We start from the raw sequence: 17,005 nt of genomic DNA, 5'->3' as shown, positions 1-17,005 counted from the left end.
GCCAGCTCCGCATCACACCGCTCAGCACAGGCTCGACGATCGCCGGCCGGCTGGTGCCGGGCCGGCGGCATGGCCGCCGACGACGACACCGGTCCCGCCGCACAGCGACCACCGGGGGCGGCGGCCCCCGTTCCCGCCCCCGGTGGTCTCGACACCGTGGCCGCCCGCGTGCTCCCCAGCGTCGTCTCCGTGGCGGCCGCGGGCGGCCAGGGCTCCGGCTTCGTGTACGACCAGCAGGGCCGCATCCTGACCAACGCCCATGTGGTGGGCTCCGCTTCGAGCGTCACCGTCCAGTTGCACGACGGCACCCGCACCCGGGCCCGGGTCGTCGGCCGCGACCGGGCCCGCGACGTGGCCGTACTGGAACCCTCGTCCCGGTCCGCGCAGCCCGTCGCCCTGGCCGGCGCCGCCCAGGTCTCCGTCGGCGACACGGTCATCGCGGTCGGCTCGCCGCTCGGTCTGACCGGCACCGTCACCGCCGGGATCATCAGCGCCACCGAGCGGGAGGTGTCCCTCGGGGAGGGCGGTGCCGGCACCCGGCGGGCCATCCAGACGGACGCCTCCATCAACCCCGGCAACTCCGGCGGCCCGCTGGTCGACGACCGCGGCCGGGTCATCGGCATCAACACCGCGATCGCCACCCTCAGCCGCGGCAACTCCGGCTCCATCGGCATCGGGTTCGCCATCCCGATCCAGGAGGCCCTGCGCTCCGCGGAATCGATCACGGACGCGGACTAGGGTCGAACACATGCGCCTCCTCGTGGTGGAAGACGAACAGGACCTGGTGGACGCCCTCCGGGTGGGCCTGGTGCGCTCCGGTTACGCCGTCGACGCGGCCCCGGACGTCGACAGCGCCCTGGAGAAGCTCGCCGTCAACGACTACGACCTGGTGCTGCTCGACCTGACGCTCCCCGACGGCGACGGCCTGGCGGTCTGCCGCGCGATACGCCTGGCCCCCGGCGGCCCGCGCATCCTGATGCTCACCGCCCGCGACCGGCTCGCGGACCGGGTCCGCGGACTGGACGCGGGCGCGGACGACTACCTGGTCAAACCCTTCGCCCTGCCCGAGCTGCTGGCCCGCATCCGGGCCCTGCTGCGCCGCGACGAGGGCGGCACCTCCGTACTGGAGGTCGGCGAACTGCGCCTGGACACCGCCCGCTTCGAGGCGTACCGGGGCGAGCGGCCGCTGCAGCTCACCCCGAAGGAGTTCGGCGTACTGCACTATCTGATGAGCCGCGCCGGCCAGGTGATCCCCGCCGAGGAGCTGCTGGAGCACGTCTGGGACGAGAACGCCGACCCGTTCACCAACACCGTCCGCGTCACCGTCGGCTCGCTGCGCCGCAAGGTCACCGGTGAGGGGGAGCCGCTCATCGAGACGGTGATACGGCAGGGCTACCGGCTCCGGGAGGACCGGTGAGGCGCCCGCGGCTGCCCGGGTCCGGGTACCGGATCCCGTGGCCGGCCTTCGCCCAGACCATCCGCTTCCGGCTCACCCTGCTGTACTCGGCCCTGCTCTTCGGGATCACGGCGCTGGTCCTGGGCGGTGCGTACATGGCGCTGAAGAACAGCGGCGAGGCGCATCCGGTCAGCCGGACCATCCAGGTGGACAAGGAGTTCCGCGGGGTGACCATCGGCCAGTTCGACGCCGTGAAGGCCGTCGAGGTCGAGTCCGCCGTGAACTACGAGACGCTGCAGAACCTGCGGGAGTTCTCCTACATCGTCCTCGCGGGCCTGGCCGTGGCGAGCCTGGGCATCGGCTGGATCCTCTCCGGCCGCGCCCTGCGCCCGGTACGCGCCATAGCCCGCACCACGGAGGAGATCCAGGCGGGCAGCGACCTCAGACGGCGCATCAGACTGCAGGGTCCGAAGGACGAACTGCGCATGATCGCCGACGCCGTCGACTCCATGCTCGACCGGCTCGACGACTCCTTCCGCGCCCAGCGCCAGCTCGTCGACGACGCCTCACACGAGCTGCGCACCCCGCTGGCCATCATCCGCGCCAACCTCGACGCCGTACTGACCGCGGAGGAGTCCGACGAGGCCGAACGGAGCCGCGCGGTCGCCGTCGTGGACCGGGCCACCACCCGGATGACCGGCCTCGTCGAGGACCTGCTGGCCACCGCCCGCCGCTCCGCCCCCGCGTTCGCCGACGCGGACGTGGACCTCGCCGAGGTCGCCCGCGAGGCGTGCGAGGACTTCCAGCCGCTGGCCGCCGAGCGGGGCCTGGTCCTGCGGCACCGCACGATGTCCGGACTCTCGGTCATCGGGGACCACGACGCGCTGCGCCGCGCGGTGGGCAACCTGCTCTCCAACGCCGTACGGCTGGCCCCGGCGGGCAGCCGCATCACCACCGCCACCGGACGGGAGGTCGGCGACGGGCACGGCTGGCTGTGGATCGCCGTCCAGGACGCGGGGCCGGGCATCGGGGAGGAGGACCAGCCGCGTGTCTTCGACCGCTTCTGGCGCGAGACGGGCGGCGCGGGCCGCGACCGCCACACGGGGCTCGGGCTGGCGATCGTGAGGCAGATCACGGAGTCGCACGGGGGCCAGGCACGGCTGTTCTCCCGGCTCGGATACGGCAGCACGTTCGTGCTGTGGCTGCCGGAGGCGGGGGCGGCGCGGGACGGGGCGGCGCCGCCGGAACACCGGCCGTCGGATCTGTGACGGACCGGCCGTCGGACCTCTGACGGACCGGGGTTACGCCGCTTCCTTCACCTTCGACGCGTACACGTCCACGTACTCCTGGCCGGACAGCCGCATGATCTCGCTCATGACCTCGTCCGCCACGGACCGCAGCACATAGCGGTCGCGCTCCATGCCCTCGTAGCGCGCGAAGCTCAGCGGCTTGCCGAACCGCACCGTGAAACGGGCGATATGCGGCATACCGGCCCCGGTCGGCTGGATCTTCTCGGTGCCGACCATGGCGAACGGCACCACCGGCGCACCCGTCATCATCGCGAGGCGCGCCACGCCCGTACGGCCGCGGTAGAGCCGGCCGTCGGGGGAGCGGGTGCCCTCCGGGTAGATCCCGAAGACCTTGCCCTCCTCCAGGACGCGCTTGCCGGTCATCAGCGCCGCGACACCGCCGCGGCCGCCGTCCCGGTCCACGGGGATCATGCCGCCGATGTTGCTGAAGAACCAGGCCATCAGCCGGCCCTTCACACCCTTGCCGGTGACGTACTCGTCCTTGCCGATGAAGTACACCTGCCGCTTCACCACCAGCGACAGGAACATCGAGTCGATGAACGTGAGGTGGTTGCCGGCGACGATCACCGGACCGTCGGCCGGGATGTGCTCCATGCCTTCGACCCGTGGGCGGAACAGGACGCGCATGAGCAATCCGAGAAACGCCTTGATCAGGATACGAAGCAACGGGCCCTCCGGTACGTGAGTGATGTGCGAGCGGCGGTGTGGCCCAGCGACCTGCGCACACCGCACGACACGCAGGCTGGGACCATACTCGCGCGTACCCGCCGAACGCACACCGGGTTCACTTCCTGGATACGCGCTGTTGACTCGTCTTCCCCCGGCGTTCCGTCCGCAGTCTCCCGTCGGCCACCACCGGCGGCCTAGCATCGCCCGTGTTTCGGACGGAACGGGACACCGGCGACGGGAGATCGCGATGAGCCAGGCAGAAGGCCGGACGCAGGGTTCGGTCGGCAGGAGGACGGTGCTGGGGGCGGCCGCCCTGACCGGCGCGGGTGCGGCGCTCGGCCTGGGCGCGGGCCCGGCCGCGGCGCAGGGCGGCGTGGGCCGCCGGCTGCCCGTCCCGGCGGTGATCGCCCACCGCGGCGCCAGCGGGTACCGGCCGGAGCACACCCTCGGGTCGTACCAGCTCGCCTACGACCTCGGCGCCGACGTCATCGAGCAGGACGTCGTACCGACGAAGGACGGGCACCTCGTGTGCCGGCACGAGAACGAGATCGGCGGTACGACGGACGTCGCCGCCCGTCCGGAGTTCGCGGACCGCCGTACGACGAAGACGGTGGACGGGGTGGCGATCACCGGCTGGTTCACGGAGGACTTCACCCTGGCCGAGCTGCGCACGCTGCGCGCCAAGGAGCGCATCCCGAACAACCGCCAGCGCAACACCGTCTACGACGGCCGCTGGGGCGTGCCCACCCTCGAGGACGTCTTCCGCTGGGCGGCCCGGCTGGAGGAGGAGAACGGCCGCCCGGTGTGGCTGCACATCGAGACCAAGCACCCCACCTACTTCCGCCACCTCGGCCTCGGCCTGGAGGAGCGCCTGGCGGCGCTGCTGCGGACGTACGACCGGGCGGGCAGCCGCGCCACGAACTTCCTGCAGTCCTTCGAGCCGAGCAGCATCCAGCGCCTGGCCCGCCTGGTCTCCGCGCCCGGAGTCGTCCTCCTCTCGGGCGCCGCGTCGCGCCCCTGGGACTTCACCGAGGCGGGCGACCCGCGCACGGTCGCGGACCTCGTCAGGCCCGAGGGCCTCGCGTGGATCGCCTCGTACGCCAAGGGCCTCGGCCCCACGCTGGACCTGATCCTCCCGCGCGACTCCACGGGCAAGCTCCTGCCGGAGACCACCCTGGTCCGCGACGCCCACGCGGCGGGCCTGATCCTCCACCCGTACACACACCGCCCGGAGAACACGTTCCTCCCGCTGGACTACCGGGTCGGCACGGACCCCAACGCCTACGGCGACACGTTCGGCTGGCTGAAGCGCTGCTTCGAAACGGGCATCGACGGCATCTTCACGGACGTAACGGACCAGGGCCTCCTGGCAGCAGCGGACTTCCGCGGCTGACGCCGCGCGGCGGGGAGTTGTCGGTGCCGCGCGCTAGCGTGCACGACAGCTTCCCGCCGATGTGAAGGAGCCCCCTGGTGTCCGGTCTGCCGGCCAAGAACCTCCGCACGCTGATACCCGAGTACGACGGTCTCGTACGGCAGGCCGTGATGCTGAACCCCGAGCCGGGCGATCCGGGCGTCCGCGACAGCTCCCTGGGCGGCCCGCTGCTGTGGCCCGCCGCGGAGCCCTGGCCGACCTGTGCTCAGGAGGGCCACTGGACGACCGGGGACGACTTGAAGGATGTCATCTCGGGAGAGGTGCCGATGGCACCCATCCTGCAGCTCTACGCCCGCGACGTGCCGCAACTGGAGTTCCCCGGCGGCACGGACGTACTGCAGCTCGCATGGTGCTCCCTCGAGCACGAGGAGGACCCGTGCGGGGTGCTGCCCCGGCTCTTCTGGCGCACCGAGTCGGAGGTCACCGCCGCCGGGCTGCTCGAACGGGCGCCGCGACCGCAGGAGGGCGAGTACGACCGGTACAACCTGCCGGAAGCACCGTCGACGCTCTCGCCCGCCATGGTGGAGGACTACCCCCGGTGGCTGGATCTGCCCCAGGACCTCTGGGACACCTGGGAGCCCCGGCTGCGTCTGCCGACGGGCGGCTCGATGTGGCCGCCCGACTCCAACGCCATCGGCACCAAGGTGGGGGGCTGGCCGGCGTGGACCCAGCCGGCGAACTGGCCCGACTGCGGCGCGGGGCACCGCATGACGCACCTGCTCACCATCACCGGCGACATCCAGCTCGGCGACTGCGGCGGCATCTACTTCTTCCGCTGCCGCACATGCCCCGGTGAGCCCTGGGACTGGCGCTGGGACTGCCACTGACCCACGACCGGGTGAACCCGCCGCCGGGGCGAAACCGGGGGCGGCCGTCGGCCGTCCCCCTTCGCATGGATGAGCTCATCGCCGCGCTGCGCCCGCTCCTGACCGCCGAAGCTGCCGCCGAGGCGTATTCCGCCGGGGTCGAGGCCGAGGATCTGGAGCAGGCGCTCTGGGTGCGGGTGTTGGAGCGGGACGGCGGGCTCACCGAACCGCGGGTGTGGCTGCGCGCGGCCGCCCGCGCGGAGACGCGTGCCGCCCGCCGGCGCCGCCGCGTCGAGGTGCCGTACCGCGACGACGTACAGCCGGGACCGGACCACGTCGAGGACCGCGTCCTCGAGGCGGAGCACCGCCGCGAGGTACGCCGCGCCGTCCGGGCCGTGCCCGGGCAGTGCCGCGCCGTGGCGGAGGCGCTGCTCGGCCCCGACGACCCGACGTACCGCGAGATCGCCGACAGGCTCCGCATCCCGCAGGGGAGCCTCGGCGCCGTCCGGTCACGCTGTGCCACGTACCTGCGACGCGCCCTCGCTGCCGAAGGCTGACGGCCCCTGCCCACCCCCGAATCACAGGAACGTCGGATATCTCACAGACGAAAACGCGGTCGCCCCATACCCATCTGAGCGCCCCTCCGCACAGAATGCACCGACGGAGATTGGGCCGGGCGAACTCTGGGGAAAGAGGCGGTAGTCCGTGACTTACGGCCAGGGCCTCACCCAGGGGCGGCAGCGGGATCGAGAGGGGCGGAAGCGCGCATGGGCATGAGTGTGACGATCACGACGGCAGGCGCCTCGGACGCGGAGCAGATCCTGAAGCTGCAGTACCTCTGCTACCAGTCGGAGGCCGCGCTCTACGACGACTACGGCATGGAACCGCTCACCCAGCCCCTGGACGACCTGCGCGCCGAACTCGCCCGCGGCGCGGCCCTCGTCGCCCGCCTCGGCAGCGAGGTCGTCGGCTCCGTCCGCGGCCACGTCGACGCGGACGGCACCGCGAAGCTCGCCAAGCTGATAGTCCACCCCCGCATGCAGGGCCACGGGCTAGGCGCGCGGCTGCTCGCCGCGATCGAGGAGCGGCTGTCCGCCGACGGTTCGGCCAAGCGCTACCAGCTCTTCACCGGCCACCGCAGCGAGTCGAACCTGCAGCTCTACCGCAAGCTCGGGTACGCGCCCGTGCGCACCGAGCGGATCAGCAACCGGCTGAGCGTGGTCACGCTGGAGAAGACTCGGGACGGCTCTCCCGCCCGGACCTCCTCAGCCACAGCAGTCCTGTGACGGGCAGCAGCAGCGGGATGAAGATGTAGCCCATGCCGTAGTCGGACCACACCGTCTGGTCCGGGAAGCGCTCCGGATCGGCGAGCGTCCACGTACCCACGGTCAGCACGCCGACCAGCTCCGCCGTGCAGCAGACGAGGGCCAGCCTGCGCGCGCCCTCGCTGCCGCGCACGAGCGCGACGAGGATCACCAGGTAGACCAGGCCCGCGAGCGCCGACAGCGTGTACGCCAGGGGCGCCTCGTCGTAGTTCGTCGAAAGCTGCACGGCGGAGCGGGAGATCGCGCCGACGGTCACCACGGCGTACAGCCAGACGATCAGCCGGCCGGGGCCCGAGGTGAGCCGGGGATCGCGTTTGCGGGTCGTGTTCTCAGGCACCTGCGCCCACCCAGATGTCGTAGAGCCGTACCTGCAGTACGGCGAGGATCACGCCGCCCGCGGCGGCGGTCGCCGACCCCCAGCGGGTGCGCTCGGACAGCGACATGAACCCGGCAGCCGGCAGCGTGCACGCCGCACCCACCAGATAGGCCACGAACACGGTCGTGGTGTCGTGCGGGTCCTCGCCCTGCGCCAGCCGGACGATCCCGATCACCATCTGCACGAGCGCGGCCAGGCTCACCACGGCCATGCCGATGAGGTGCCAGTCCTTTGTCGGCTGGTCCTTGAAGGCGGCATACCCGCACCAGGCGGCGATACCGAGCGCCGCCACCGCCACGGCGATCGTCAGGGGGTCGAACATGCCCCAGAGCCTATCGACCTCCGTACGGGGGTCCGCTTCAGGGCCACCCCCACGACCGGGCCGTCGTGACATGCCCCGCCCGGTGCCTCCCCTTAGGGTGGACCAACGTGAAGATCACCGCGGACGCCCTGCTGTTCGACATGGACGGCACCCTCGTCTCGTCCATGGAGTCCGTACTGCGCTGCTGGAACCGCTGGGCGGCCGAGTACGCCGTACCCGCCGAGGTGTGGACGGGAGTGGAGCTGCACGGCCGCCCGGACCGCGAGATCATCGCCGGGCTCCTGCCCCCGGACCGGGTCGACGAGGCCGTGGAGCGGCTCACCGACCTGGAGCTCCAGGACGTCGCGGGCGGCGTCGTGCTGCTGCCCGGCACCCGCGAGCTCCTGGAGCGGCTGCCCCCGGGCCGCTGGGCCGTCGTCACCTCCGCCGGGCGCGCGCTGGCCCAGGCCCGGCTGCGGGAGGTCGGCATCCACGCACCGCTCGTGGTCGGCGCCGACGACGTACGCCGGGGCAAGCCCGATCCCGAGCCGTACCTGACCGCGGCCCGGCGGCTGGGCGCCCCGCCCGAGCGGTGCGTGGTCCTCGAGGACGCCCCCGCCGGGCTCGCCGCCGGCCGTGCGGCCGGCATGACGACCGTGGCCTTGACCACAACGCACCCCGCCGCGGAGCTCTCGGCGGACGTCGTCGTACCCGATCTGTCGGCCGTGTCCGCGCAGGCCGTGGCCGGGGGAGTGGAGATCACCACGAGCTGATCCAGACCTGTCCGCTATGCGGACACCGGCTGGGATCGCGGCGGCCACATGTTTTACTGGGGCACATGACCACGACGAGCAGCCGCACCCTTGCGACCGAGGCGACCATGACGCCCGGTGCTCGCCGCATGTGTCGAATGTGTGCACGCTGAGGGCCCCCGACTGAGCCTCGCGCCCCCGAAGCGAGACCACGGCCTGCCGCCGTGGCCCCGGAGCTGAGCAGCGCCGCCGCGCCTCGCCCGGACTTCAGACCAGACGAGCAACCGCCCCGTGCCCGGCGCCGAGCCGTGCCGCGCACACGACAGTGACGGAAGTCTTGTGATCACCACCACGGACCTGAGAAAGGTCTACCGTTCCCGTGGCCGTGAGGTCACCGCCCTGGACGGCGTCGATCTCCACGTCCGCGAAGGGGAGGTGTACGGCGTCGTCGGCCAGAGCGGCGCCGGCAAGTCCACCCTCATCCGCTGCGTGAACCTCCTCGAGCGCCCCACCTCCGGCACGGTCACCGTCGACGGCCGCGACCTCACCGAGCTCGCCGGCCGCGGCCCCCGCGCCGGCAAGGAACTGCGCCGGGCGCGCTCGCGCATCGGCATGGTCTTCCAGCACTTCAACCTGCTCTCCGCCCGCACCGTCCAGGCCAACGTCGAACTCCCCCTGGAGATCCTCGGCCTCACCGGCAAGGAGCGTGAGCGCAAGGCGCTGGAACTCCTCGACCTCGTCGGCCTCGCCGACAAGGCCCGTTCCTACCCCGGTCAGCTCTCCGGCGGCCAGAAGCAGCGCGTCGGCATCGCCCGCGCCCTGGCCGGCGACCCCAAGGTGCTGCTCTCCGACGAGGCCACCTCGGCCCTCGACCCGGACACCACCCGCTCCATCCTCGGCCTGCTGCGCGACCTCAACCGGCAGCTGGGCCTGACCGTCCTGCTCATCACCCACGAGATGGACGTCGTCAAGGCCGTCTGCGACTCCGCGGCCCTGATGAAGGGCGGCCACATCGTCGAGTCCGGCACCGTCGCCGAACTGCTCGCCACGCCCGGCTCCGAACTGGCCCACCAGCTCTTCCCCGTCGGCGGCGAAGCCTCCACCCCCGACTCCACCGTCGTGGACGTCACCTTCCACGGCGAGGCCGCCACCCAGCCGGTCATCTCCCAGCTGGCCCGGACCTACAACGTCGACATCTCCATCCTCGGCGCGGCCATGGACACCGTCGGCGGCAAGCAGATCGGCCGGATGCGCATCCAGCTCCCCGGCCGCTTCGAGGAGAACGTCGTCCCGATCGGCTTCCTGCGGGAGCGCGGTCTGCAGGTGGACGTCGCGGGCGTGGCCGACGAGGCCGCCGTACTGCTGAAGGAGAGCGTGCGATGAACTGGGAGACGATGCGGCCCCTGCTGGAGACCGCCACCGGCGAGACCCTCCGGATGGTCGCCTGGTCCACGCTCTTCGCCGTCCTCGGCGGCATACCCCTCGGCGTGCTGCTGGTCCTCACGGACCGGGGCGGGCTGCTCCAGAACCGCATAGTGAACAAGGTGATCGGCGCCGTGGTGAACATCGGCCGCTCGCTGCCGTTCATCATCCTGCTGATCGCCCTGATCCCGTTCACCAAGGCCGTCCTCGGCACCTACATCGGCGCCGAGGCGATGATCGTGCCGCTGTCCATCGGCGCCATCCCCTTCTACGCCCGCCTCGTCGAGACCGCCGTCCGCGAGGTCGACCACGGCCTGGTCGAGGCCGTCCAGTCGATGGGCGGCTCCACCTGGACCGTCGTCCGCAAGGCACTGCTGCCGCAGTCGCTGCCCTCCCTCGTCGCGGGCCTGACCACCACGGTCATCGCACTCGTCGGCTACTCCGCGATGGCCGGCACCGTCGGCGGCGGCGGCCTGGGCAACCTCGCGGTGACGTACGGCTACCAGCGCTTCGAGACGAACCTGATGCTCGTGACGGTCGCCCTGCTGATCGTCCTCGTCACCGCGGTCCAGCTCCTCGGCGATCTCGTCGTACGACGGCTGTCGAACCGCGGCACGTCCCGCGCCGCCGCTCCCGTACGGCTGCTGCGCCTGGGGCGGGCGACCTCCTGAACCTCCCGAAGAGGAAACACCCTGTGCGCCCGAACTCTTTGTCGGGCCGAACCACCAGTAACAAGAAAGAGGCACTTGTCGTGCGTCACACCGTGAAGATCACCGCCACCCTGGCCGCCGCCGCCGCGCTCACCCTCGGACTCACCGCCTGCGGCAGCGACTCCGGCTCGGACTCCAAGGCCGACGCCAACGCGCCGCTGAAGGTCGCCGCGAGCCCCACCCCGCACGCGGACATCCTCAACTACATCAAGGACAACCTCGCGGCCAAGGAGGGACTGAAGCTCGAGGTCAAGGAGTTCACGGACTACGTCCTGCCGAACACCGCGACCGAGGACGGCCAGGTCGACGCGAACTTCTTCCAGCACAAGCCGTACCTGGACGACTTCAACAAGAAGCAGGGCACGCACATCGTCCCCGTCGTCAACGTGCACCTGGAGCCGCTCGGCCTGTACTCCCACAAGGCGGACGACCTCTCCGGCATCAAGTCCGGCGCCACGATCGCCGTACCCAACGACACCACCAACGAGGGCCGCGCCCTCCAGCTCCTCGCCGACAACGGCCTCATCACGCTGAAGGACGGCGTCGGCACCTCCGCCACGCTCGCCGACGTCGAGGACGCCAAGGGCCTGAAGTTCAAGGAGCTGGAGGCCGCCACCCTGCCGCGCGCCCTCGACGAGGTCGACGCCGCCGTCATCAACGGCAACTACGCGATCGAGGCCGACCTCAAGCCCGCCCAGGACGCCCTGGCGCTGGAGAAGGCCGAGGGCAACCCGTACGCCAACTTCCTCGCCGTGAAGGAAGGCAACCAGGACGACCCGCGGGTCCAGAAGCTCGCGAAGCTGCTGAACTCGGACGAGGTGAAGAAGTTCATCGAGGACGAGTACGAGGGCTCCGTCATCCCGGCGTTCGGCGCCGCGAGCTGACACGCCGCGAGCTGACGCGGGCGAAGTCCCGCCCGACCCGGGCCTCGTACACACCTTCGGGCGTGTGCGGGGCCCGTGTCATGTCCGCCGATCCGGAATGCGCATGGCACATTCGACGGGTCATGTTGCATGCTGTGCAGGTCAGCTGGTTATCCGCCCAACGGCCCCACGCCCTCGGAGCAGCGCATGTCATCGACCTTCCCGGACATCTCCCTCAGCACGGACCGCCTCGTGCTGCGACCGTTCGACGAAGGAGACATCGCCCCGCTCCAGGAGATGATGAACGACGAACTCGTCGTCGCCTGGACCTCGGTGCCCCACCCCTACACGGCGGACGACGCCCGCGACTGGGCCACCCGCCACTCCCACGCCGAGCGCACCTCGGGCCGCGGCATCGTCTTCGCCGTCACGGAGTTCCTCACCCAGCGCCTCGTCGGCATCGTCCATCTGCAGCACACCGACTGGCGGATCCTCTCCTCGGAGATCTCCTACGTCACCGCCCCCTGGGCGCGCGGCGAGGGCTACGCCACCGAGGCCGTGATCGCGACGGCGCGCTGGCTCTTCGACAGCCAGAAGTTCGAACGCCTGGAGCTGCGCACCGCCGCCGACAACGCGGCCTCCCAGCAGGTCGCCCAGAAGACCGGCTTCATCAGCGAGGGCGTCCTGCGCAACGCGTGGATAGCCCGCAGCCGCACGGAGGACGGCGGCTGGACCGACATCCGCACCGACCTCCTGGTCTGGAGCGTCCTCCCGGAGGACCTGGAGGGCGTCGCCCCGGACGACTGGCAGTGACCGCCCCGCGGCGCGGGGGCCCGTGATCGGACGGCGTGCGAAGGACGTACCGGTCGCGGTACGGCCTGAAGTACTGTGTGGGCCACCCAGGGGACGTCACGTCCCATCCCACCAGCCGGATTCCAGGAGACGTACGAGATGGCCGACCGGGTCACGGTGATCGGCTGGGACGGTTCACCGCTGACCGACGCGGGCCGTTCCGCCCTCGCTGCCGCCACCCTCGTGGCGGGTGCCGCGCACCATCTGGAACTCCCCGAGGTCCCGCGCGACGCCGAACGCATCCGGCTCGGCAGCGTCGACCTCGCGGCCCGCCGCATCGCCCGCCACCGCGGCTCCGCGGTGGTCCTCGCCGACGGCGACCCCGGCTTCTTCGGCGTCGTACGCAGCCTGCGCGCCCCCGAGCACGGCCTGGAGGTCGAGGCCGTCCCGGCGGTGTCGTCCGTCGCCGCCGCGTTCGCCCGCGCCGGGATGCCCTGGGACGACGCCCAGGTCGTGGTCGCCCACAGCCGCACCCTGCGGCGCGCGGTGAACGTCTGCCGCGCCCACACCAAGGTCGCCGTCCTCACCTCGCCCGGCGCCGGCCCCAGCGAACTCGCCCTGCTGCTGGAAGGCGTCCACCGCACCTTCGTGATCTGCGAGGCGCTGGGCACCCGTGCCGAGCAGGTCACCGTCGTCACCTCCGACAAGGCCGGGGAGCACACCTGGCGCGACCCGAACGTCGTGATCGTCCTCGGCGGCAGCGGCCCCCAGCCCCAGGGCAACCCCGCCACCGGCTGGATCGCCGGCCGCGACCCCGGCTACCCGCCCGCCGTACGCGGCTGGGGCCGCCCGGGCGCCGCCTACGGCGCAGACCCGGGCCCGCGCGAGTCCGCCGAACTGCGCGCCGCCCAACTCGCCCGCCTCGGCCCGCGCGTGGGCGACCTGGTCTGGGACATCGGCTCCGGCAGCGGCGCCGCCGCCGTCGAGGCCGGCCGCTTCGGCGCCGCCGTCATCGCCGTCGACGCGGACGCCGACGCCTGCGCCCGTACCACCGCCGCCGCCCGGCGCTACGGCATCCAACTGCAGGTCGTGCACGGCGCGGCGCCCCAGGTGCTGGAGGACCTGCCGGAGCCCGACGTGGTACGGGTCGGGGCGGGCGGACTGCCCGTCGTCGCCGCCTGCGCGGCCCGCCGGCCGGAGCGGATCGTGGCGCACGCCCGCACCCGCGACGAAGCCGAGGCCATCGGCCGGCAGCTCGCCGAGTCCGGCTACGCGGTCGAATGCGCGTTGCTCCAATCGGTCGAACTCGATACCACTACTTGGGCCGAAAGCGAGCGGACTGTCGTATTTCTGTTGTCCGGAAGCCGCACTCACTGACAACTCGGGCACCCCCGGCCCCCGGCGCCCGCGCGGGCAGGTAGGCTGGCCGATCGTTGTGCCGTGCCTCGCCCGGAGTTGGGCGGTGGCGCTGCGTACACGGAAAGCCGTGAGGAAGCGGCGTTCCATCCGGGCGGATTGACGGCAATGCGACGGTGCACTAATCGGTCAATCTGAACACTCCGGGTGAATCGTGCCGCGTGGCGCGTGCGCTCGTTGTTGGTGCGGGCGGACGGTTCGCGACGGTGGGGCGGGGCGGACGAGCGGTTGGAAGGAGCACGAGCGATGGGCGAGGGGTACGTACGCATGACTGACACCGGCAGGCTCCCGGAGGGACAGCCGGAGAACGCGGGCGGCCCCCAGGCGTCGGTCGTTCCGGACCCGCAGCCGGGCCCGCAGGCGCCGGCGGAGTACGGGTTCGCCGACACCGGCGAGGCCGTGGGGGAGGACGACGACCTGCTCTTCCTGCCCGGTTCGCAGGGCGCGTGGAGTGAGCAGCCGGCGGCGCAGACCGCCCAGCCCCGCCGCCCCCTGCACATGGGACCGCCCGTGCCGGCGCAGTCCGCCGGAGTGGTGCGCTCCCTGGCCGACCGCGGACCCGCGACGCCGCCCACACCGATGCCGTCGCCGTTCGCCGCGACGGACTCCGGATTTACGCCGGTGGCCGGTGCGTTCGAGGGCGTGGCGCCCGCGGCCGCAGGGGGAGTTGAGGGTGTCGCGCAGCCCGTCGTCGCGGCGCAGCCCGTGCCGGTCGGCGCGCAGGCGCCGGTGACGCCGCAGCCCGCGCCCGTGATGCCGGTGGCCGATGCCGTCGCGCAGCCGGTGGACAACCCCGCGCAGATGCAGACCGCGCCCGGAGAGCCGGTGGCCGCGCCCGTCCTGCCGGTTGAGCCCGTGATGGCCACGCCCGCGCAGCCGGTGCTGTCCGCACCCGCGCAGACCGTGAACGGCGTCGCGGCCGTGGCGGCCCACCCCGTGGCCGTACCGGTGCCGCAGGAGGCGCAGACCCCGGCGGTCGCCGACGTGATGGCCGCGCCCCCCGTCGACGCGATGGCGGCCGCCGAGCCGACGCCGCCGCCCGCCATGGCCCAGCCGCAGTCGCAGCCGGTGCCGGTGCGGGTCCCCGGTCCGCCGACCACCGGGCCCGAGTACCTCGACGTCACTGTCGCCGACCTCCCCGGCCCGCAGCTCGGCCAGATCCCGCCGCAGCCCGCGTCGTGGAGCGGGGTACCGGCGCCCGCGCCGGAGCCGATGCCCGAGGCCGTACCGGGCCAGGAGCCCGCCCCGGTGGCCCACATGGCGCTCGCCGACGCCCTGGTGGCGCCGGTCCCGGCACCGGCCGGTGGTGCAGAAACGGTCGTTCAGGACGAGCAGGACACCACCCCGGCCGAGCCGTCGGCGGACCTGTCGCCCGAGCCGGCTGCCGAGGCGCCGCAGCCCGCCGCGGAACCGCAGGCCGTCGACACCCCGCAGCCCGCCGCGGAGCCGCAGCCCCTCGACGTCCCGCAGCCCGCCGAGGCGGACACCCCCGCCGAGGCCCCGCAGCCCGCGACGGGCGAGAACCCCGCCCCGGCCACGGACGCCGAACCCGAAGCCCCGGCCGAGGAAGCGCAGCCGGCCACCGCCGAGTCGGACCAGGCCCCCGCCGACCCGCACCCGGCCCCCGCCGAGCCGGCGAAGGCCGCCCCCGCCGCGGCCTTCGACACCCACGCCCGCGAGGCCGTGCACCGCGTGATGCGCGAACGCCGCGACATCCGCAACGGCTTCCGCCCCGACCCCGTCCCGCACGAGGTCCTCATGCGCGTCCTGGAGGCCGCCCACACGGCCCCCAGCGTCGGCCACTCCCAGCCCTGGGACTTCCTCGTCATCCGCTCCGAGGACACCCGCCGCAAGATGCACGAACTGGCCGGGCGCCAGCGCGAGGCGTACGCGGCGTCGCTGCCCAAGGGCCGGGCGAAGCAGTTCAAGGAGATGAAGGTCGAGGCCATCCTCGACACCCCGGTCAACATCGTCGTCACCGCCGACCCCACCCGCGGCGGCCGCCACACCCTGGGCCGCCACACGCAGCCGCAGATGGCCCCGTACTCCTCCGCGCTCGCCGTGGAGAACCTCTGGCTCGCCGCGCGCGCCGAGGGACTGGGCGTCGGCTGGGTCAGCTTCTTCGACGAGCGCGAGCTGTGCCGGGAGCTGGAACTCCCCGAGCACCTCGACATCGTGGCGTACCTGTGCGTCGGTTACGTCGACGAGTTCCCGGAGGAGCCGGAGCTGGTCCAGGCCGGCTGGTCCAAGCGCCGCCCCCTGTCGTGGGTCGTCCACGAGGAGACGTACGGCCGCCGCGCCCTGCCCGGCGAGGACCCGCACGACCTGCTGATGGAGACCCTCGACCTCATCCGCCCGCTGGACGCGAAGGCGCTCGGCGAGGCGTGGGAGCGCCAGAAGCGGATGACCAAGCCCGCCGGCTCGCTGGGAATGCTGGAGATCATCTCCGCCCAGCTGTGCGGCCTGTCCCGCAAGTGCCCGCCCCCCGTGCCGGAACCCGCCGCCGTCGCCATCTTCGCCGGCGACCACGGCGTGCACGCCCAGGGCGTCACCCCCTGGCCGCAGGAGGTCACCGCCCAGATGGTGGCCAACTTCCTCGGCGGCGGCGCGGTCTGCAACGCCTTCGCCGCCCAGGTCGGCGCCGAGGTGTGCGTGGTCGACGTCGGCGTCGCGGCCGAACTGCCCGCCACACCCGGCCTGGTGCCGCGCAAGGTCCGCGCCGGCACGGCCGACTTCTCCACCGGCGCCGCGATGACCCGCGAGGAGACCCTGAAGGCCATCGAGGTCGGCATCGAGACCGCCCGCGACCTGGTGACCGCCGGCAACAGGGCGCTGCTCACCGGCGAGATGGGCATCGCCAACACCACCGCGTCCGCCGCGCTCATCTCCGTCTACACCGACTCCGACCCGGCGGAGGTCACCGGCCGCGGCACGGGCATCAACGACGAGACCCACGCCCGCAAGGTCGACGTCGTCCGCCACGCCCTGGACCTCCACAAGCCCGACGCCTCCGACCCCGTCGGCGTCCTCGCCGCCGTCGGCGGCCTGGAGCACGCGGCCCTCGTCGGCTTCATCCTCGGCGGCGCTTCGATGCGTACGCCGGTCATCCTCGACGGCGTGAGCGCCGGCGCGGCGGCGCTCGTCGCCCGCGCCATCGCCCCCGAGGCGCTGGCCGCGTGCGTCGCCGGGCACCGCTCCGCCGAGCCCGGCCACTCGGCCGCCCTCACCAAGCTCGGCCTGCGCCCGCTGATCGACCTCGACCTGCGGCTCGGCGAGGGCACGGGCGCACTGCTCGCGCTCCCCGTCGTCCAGTCCGCCGCGCGCGCCATGCACGAGGTCGCCACCTTCGACGCCGCAGGGGTCACCGAGAAGGGCTGACACCCCACCCGGACCCCGAGGGGGCTTCCGCCGACCCGTCGGCGGAAGCCCCCTCAC

The 17,005-nt window shown here is 72.7% G+C and carries 17 protein-coding genes; 14 read left to right on the top strand and 3 right to left on the bottom strand.

Features of this window, described 5'->3' with window-relative positions; translation table 11 throughout:
* The 3 genes from AB0M28_RS27410 to AB0M28_RS27400 all read left to right on the top strand — a co-directional run.
* A partial coding sequence (locus AB0M28_RS27410; RefSeq protein ID WP_365410408.1) for a trypsin-like peptidase domain-containing protein occupies positions 1-738 on the top strand: 738 nt, incomplete at its 5' end.
* Positions 739-748: 10 nt separating this feature from the next.
* A complete protein-coding gene (locus AB0M28_RS27405; RefSeq protein ID WP_365410405.1) occupies positions 749-1,417 on the top strand; it encodes a response regulator transcription factor in 669 nt (222 codons plus the stop codon).
* The gene (locus tag AB0M28_RS27400; RefSeq protein WP_365410402.1) at positions 1,414-2,664 is read left to right on the top strand and encodes a HAMP domain-containing sensor histidine kinase; all 1,251 of its coding nucleotides are present in this window, start codon (positions 1,414-1,416) and stop codon (positions 2,662-2,664) included. The genes AB0M28_RS27405 and AB0M28_RS27400 overlap by 4 nt, the downstream gene beginning before the upstream one ends.
* Before the next feature lie 33 nt (positions 2,665-2,697).
* On the opposite strand, the gene AB0M28_RS27395 is transcribed toward AB0M28_RS27400, so the two are convergent.
* Complete coding sequence (locus AB0M28_RS27395) at positions 2,698-3,372, bottom strand: lysophospholipid acyltransferase family protein (protein ID WP_365410399.1); 675 nt, start codon at positions 3,370-3,372, stop codon at positions 2,698-2,700.
* Between the two features lie 250 nt (positions 3,373-3,622).
* Here AB0M28_RS27395 and AB0M28_RS27390 point away from each other — a divergent pair, with 250 nt between their 5' ends.
* The 4 genes from AB0M28_RS27390 (at position 3,623) to AB0M28_RS27375 (ending at position 6,899) form a co-directional block, all read left to right on the top strand.
* On the top strand, positions 3,623-4,768 hold the full coding sequence (locus AB0M28_RS27390) for a glycerophosphodiester phosphodiesterase (RefSeq protein WP_365410396.1): 1,146 nt from the start codon (positions 3,623-3,625) through the stop codon (positions 4,766-4,768).
* 77 nt (positions 4,769-4,845) lie between these two features.
* Positions 4,846-5,634, top strand: a complete 789-nt coding sequence (locus AB0M28_RS27385) for a hypothetical protein (protein WP_365410393.1) — start codon at positions 4,846-4,848, stop codon at positions 5,632-5,634.
* A gap of 65 nt (positions 5,635-5,699) precedes the next feature.
* Entirely contained in the window at positions 5,700-6,170 is a 471-nt protein-coding gene (locus tag AB0M28_RS27380) for a sigma-70 family RNA polymerase sigma factor (protein ID WP_365410390.1), read from the top strand.
* A gap of 210 nt (positions 6,171-6,380) precedes the next feature.
* The gene (locus AB0M28_RS27375; RefSeq protein WP_365410387.1) at positions 6,381-6,899 is read left to right on the top strand and encodes a GNAT family N-acetyltransferase; all 519 of its coding nucleotides are present in this window, start codon (positions 6,381-6,383) and stop codon (positions 6,897-6,899) included.
* On the opposite strand, the gene AB0M28_RS27370 is transcribed toward AB0M28_RS27375, so the two are convergent.
* Both AB0M28_RS27370 and AB0M28_RS27365 read right to left on the bottom strand, forming a co-directional pair.
* Positions 6,835-7,275, bottom strand: coding sequence for a hypothetical protein (locus tag AB0M28_RS27370; protein WP_365410384.1), 441 nt, complete (start codon positions 7,273-7,275; stop codon positions 6,835-6,837). The genes AB0M28_RS27375 and AB0M28_RS27370 overlap by 65 nt on opposite strands.
* Entirely contained in the window at positions 7,268-7,636 is a 369-nt protein-coding gene (locus tag AB0M28_RS27365; RefSeq protein ID WP_365410381.1) for a hypothetical protein, read from the bottom strand. The genes AB0M28_RS27370 and AB0M28_RS27365 overlap by 8 nt, the downstream gene beginning before the upstream one ends.
* 107 nt (positions 7,637-7,743) lie before the next feature.
* Here AB0M28_RS27365 and AB0M28_RS27360 point away from each other — a divergent pair, with 107 nt between their 5' ends.
* The 7 genes from AB0M28_RS27360 to cobT all read left to right on the top strand — a co-directional run bounded on the left by AB0M28_RS27360 (position 7,744) and on the right by cobT (position 16,948).
* Complete coding sequence (locus AB0M28_RS27360) at positions 7,744-8,388, top strand: HAD-IA family hydrolase (protein ID WP_365410378.1); 645 nt, start codon at positions 7,744-7,746, stop codon at positions 8,386-8,388.
* Positions 8,389-8,706: 318 nt separating this feature from the next.
* Positions 8,707-9,750, top strand: coding sequence for an ATP-binding cassette domain-containing protein (locus tag AB0M28_RS27355; RefSeq protein WP_365410375.1), 1,044 nt, complete (start codon positions 8,707-8,709; stop codon positions 9,748-9,750).
* Entirely contained in the window at positions 9,747-10,460 is a 714-nt protein-coding gene (locus AB0M28_RS27350; protein ID WP_365410372.1) for a methionine ABC transporter permease, read from the top strand. The genes AB0M28_RS27355 and AB0M28_RS27350 overlap by 4 nt, the downstream gene beginning before the upstream one ends.
* An 80-nt stretch (positions 10,461-10,540) precedes the next feature.
* Entirely contained in the window at positions 10,541-11,383 is an 843-nt protein-coding gene (locus tag AB0M28_RS27345; RefSeq protein WP_365410369.1) for a MetQ/NlpA family ABC transporter substrate-binding protein, read from the top strand.
* 186 nt (positions 11,384-11,569) lie between these two features.
* Complete coding sequence (locus AB0M28_RS27340; protein ID WP_365410366.1) at positions 11,570-12,175, top strand: GNAT family N-acetyltransferase; 606 nt, start codon at positions 11,570-11,572, stop codon at positions 12,173-12,175.
* 138 nt (positions 12,176-12,313) lie between these two features.
* The gene (gene cbiE / locus AB0M28_RS27335) at positions 12,314-13,531 is read left to right on the top strand and encodes a precorrin-6y C5,15-methyltransferase (decarboxylating) subunit CbiE (protein ID WP_365410363.1); all 1,218 of its coding nucleotides are present in this window, start codon (positions 12,314-12,316) and stop codon (positions 13,529-13,531) included.
* Positions 13,532-13,837: 306 nt separating this feature from the next.
* Positions 13,838-16,948 carry a nicotinate-nucleotide--dimethylbenzimidazole phosphoribosyltransferase gene (gene cobT / locus AB0M28_RS27330; protein ID WP_365410360.1) on the top strand — a complete coding sequence of 1,037 codons (3,111 nt, stop codon included), beginning with the start codon at positions 13,838-13,840 and terminating at the stop codon, positions 16,946-16,948.
* Positions 16,949-17,005 lie beyond the last annotated feature (57 nt).

Source organism: Streptomyces sp. NPDC051940, assembly GCF_040680895.1.
Classification (GTDB): Bacteria; Actinomycetota; Actinomycetes; order Streptomycetales; family Streptomycetaceae; genus Streptomyces.
This window is presented reverse-complemented; position numbering and strand designations above follow the sequence as displayed.

Coding starts and splice junctions, on each gene's coding strand:
- AB0M28_RS27380 (WP_365410390.1), top strand. CDS start 5,700: ATGGATGAGCTCATCGCCGCGCTGCGCCCGCTCCTGACCGCCGAAGCT.
- AB0M28_RS27390 (WP_365410396.1), top strand. CDS start 3,623: ATGAGCCAGGCAGAAGGCCGGACGCAGGGTTCGGTCGGCAGGAGGACG.
- AB0M28_RS27365 (WP_365410381.1), bottom strand. CDS start 7,636: ATGTTCGACCCCCTGACGATCGCCGTGGCGGTGGCGGCGCTCGGTATC.
- AB0M28_RS27340 (WP_365410366.1), top strand. CDS start 11,570: ATGTCATCGACCTTCCCGGACATCTCCCTCAGCACGGACCGCCTCGTG.
- AB0M28_RS27350 (WP_365410372.1), top strand. CDS start 9,747: ATGAACTGGGAGACGATGCGGCCCCTGCTGGAGACCGCCACCGGCGAG.
- AB0M28_RS27375 (WP_365410387.1), top strand. CDS start 6,381: ATGGGCATGAGTGTGACGATCACGACGGCAGGCGCCTCGGACGCGGAG.
- cobT (WP_365410360.1), top strand. CDS start 13,838: ATGACTGACACCGGCAGGCTCCCGGAGGGACAGCCGGAGAACGCGGGC.
- cbiE (WP_365410363.1), top strand. CDS start 12,314: ATGGCCGACCGGGTCACGGTGATCGGCTGGGACGGTTCACCGCTGACC.
- AB0M28_RS27405 (WP_365410405.1), top strand. CDS start 749: ATGCGCCTCCTCGTGGTGGAAGACGAACAGGACCTGGTGGACGCCCTC.